1 protein-coding gene is annotated in these 1,864 nt (G+C 73.6%); it reads left to right on the top strand.

Annotated elements, in window-relative coordinates; translation table 11 throughout:
* Positions 1–468: 468 nt before the first annotated feature.
* Entirely contained in the window at positions 469–1,620 is a 1,152-nt protein-coding gene (locus ACFV6D_RS35715; protein WP_380562909.1) for an RICIN domain-containing protein, read from the top strand.
* Positions 1,621–1,864 lie beyond the last annotated feature (244 nt).

The following is a 1,864-nucleotide window of genomic DNA, read 5'->3' as shown; positions in this document are numbered from 1 at the left end:
ACCCCCCCCCCCCCCGCCCCCGCCCCCCCGCCGCGCGCGCCGCCGCGGGGGCCCACGGCCCCCCCCCCCCCCACACCCGGTGCAGTGTGCCGTCCGTGACGACCACCGCACCTTGACGTACTCCCCTTCCGCCACGGCCCGGCGCGGCGCCTCCGCCGGTTCCGCCACGGCCACGGCGGTGGCCGCGGCCGTCGGCCAGGCGGCGATCGGGCTGCCCAGCCAGCGCCCCCCGTCCGGGACCCTCTCACCACGCATCACCAGCGTTGCTCATGCGGCGCTCGGCCACCAGCGCCAGCAGCGCGCGTTCAGCCCGGTCCCAGCCGGACAGCTGCCGGGGCCCGACCCGCCGGCGCCCTTCGGCGGGTGGCCTTCGGCGGATGCCGGAGCACAGCCTCCCGGTGCGGCGCCCACGGTGTGCCGTACGCCATGGCGCATCCCCACCCGATCAGGTGATCATGTTGTGACTTCATGTCATATTCGACTACCGAGAGGCTGTTCACGATGCTGGTCGACTGGCCCACCGAGACCTTCGTATTGCGCCTGCACCGCATTCCCGGCCTGGTGGCGGGTGCCCCGGCGGGGAGCCCGGAGGGCACCCCCGTGGTGCTCGGACCCGAGACCGGTGGTGACGGCGAGCAGTGGGTGGCCGAGCGGTTCCGGGTGATCAACCACCGGATCCGGCACGTCGCCACCGGCCTCTACCTGACCGCCGAGGAGTCGAGCCGGGGTGCCACGGTCACCCTGCGGCCCAAGTTCCCCGACACCGGCAGCGATTCCTCGTACTGGCGGCAGGCGTGGCGGGCCTTCGTCCAGCGCGACACCGGTCGGCTGATGGCCCTCCACGACTCCTCCAACTGCCTCCTCGGCCTGGCCGACCCGGCCGCCGAACGGCCGGGCGGACCGCTGGTCCTGGAGAAGGGCGCCGGGGCCGAGGACCGATCCTGCACCGCCTGGGCGCCCGCGCCCATCCCGCCGCCCAAGCCCGCACCCGCTCCGGCGCCGAAGGCCACCGACCTCCCGGTGGGAACGGGACGGGTCCGGGTGCCGGCCCGCCGCTTCGAGAAGCACGTGCGAACCATCGAGCAGATCTTCGACGAGACCAGCTTCCGGGAGGTCCCCGGCGAGCTCCTCGCCCCGGGCACCCGCATCGAGGCCTTCGACTTCGACCAGTACTCCCAGGGCGACTGGTACAAGGAGGGGCGGGAGGGAAGCCTCGTGACCTTCACGGACAGCTACGAGACGGCGGGCGCCGCGCGCAGGGCCTTCCACCGGCTGCCGGGGGAACCCGCCCGCTACGTGGACTCCGGGGAGGTCGACGTCCACTACGTTCCGCCGAAGCTCGTCGCCCGCACCAACTTCCCCGCCGCGCTCTACGCCGACGTCAGCGGTGCCCTCGTCAGGACGCCGCACCGGCTGGCCAACGGGCACGGCTTCTACAACCAGCCCGAGCGCCGCGAGGGCCTCTACTTCCCCAAGCGCGACGGCGCCGGCACCGTCGTGCAGTGGAACAAGACCTGGATCGCGGACAACGACACCACGTCCAAGGTCTTCCTCTGCTTCGACGGCCGCTACTTCATCGACCAGATGGACATCACCTGGGCCGAGGGCGGGAAGAGCTGACCCGCTCGCCCGACCCGTACGGCGACCATCCGCTCGACGCACCGCGCATCCCGGCCGACGTCGATCCGACCCGTGGGCCGGACACCTCGCACCCGACGTCAAGCAGCTCGCAGCCAGGCTGAACGAGGATGCGAAGAGGGGGGCGCGCCGGGGGGGGGGGGGGGGGGGCGCGCGCGGGGGGGCCCCCCCCCCCCGCGGGGGCGGGGGGGGCGTCCCGCACCAACACACAATAAAAAAACCACAC

Source organism: Kitasatospora sp. NPDC059812, from assembly GCF_042732075.1.
In the GTDB taxonomy this organism is placed as follows: Bacteria; Actinomycetota; Actinomycetes; order Streptomycetales; family Streptomycetaceae; genus Kitasatospora.
Note: the sequence above shows the minus strand (reverse complement) of the source record. Positions and strands in the feature narration are given on the sequence as shown.

What these genes read in the sequence shown, in the direction of transcription:
- ACFV6D_RS35715 (WP_380562909.1), top strand. Translation starts at nt 469, where the DNA reads ATGTCATATTCGACTACCGAGAGGCTGTTCACGATGCTGGTCGACTGG.